Consider the following 380-nt stretch of genomic DNA (forward strand, 5'->3'; position numbering starts at 1 on the left):
CGCCGTGCGAGAGGTTCCTGCAGCCCGACCAGCTCGACCAGATGGAACCTTACTACCCGCTCAACGTGCTTGTCTGCGACACGTGCTATCTGGTGCAGCTCAAGGAGTATATGAGCCCAGAGACCATCTTCAGCGAATACGCCTACTTCTCTTCGTTCTCGACCAGCTGGGTGGCTCATTCGAAACTTTATTGCGAGACGATCACACGACGCCTTGGGCTTGGCCCTGACAGCCTTGCGGTGGAACTCGCAAGTAATGACGGTTACTTGCTGCAGCATTTTCTGCCACTCGGCGTTCCTGTGTTGGGCGTCGAGCCGGCAGCCAATGTCGCGCGCGCCGCGATCGAGAAGGGGGTGGCCACCTGGGTCGATTTCTTCGGC

1 pseudogene is annotated in these 380 nt (G+C 58.7%); it reads left to right on the plus strand.

Annotated features, from left to right (window positions below):
* Positions 1-380, plus strand: a pseudogene (locus EOA22_RS37530) (SAM-dependent methyltransferase); the annotation flags it as partial.

The sequence above is a fragment of the Mesorhizobium sp. M7A.F.Ca.US.014.04.1.1 genome (genome assembly GCF_003998745.1).
Lineage (GTDB): Bacteria > Pseudomonadota > Alphaproteobacteria > Rhizobiales > Rhizobiaceae > Mesorhizobium > Mesorhizobium ciceri.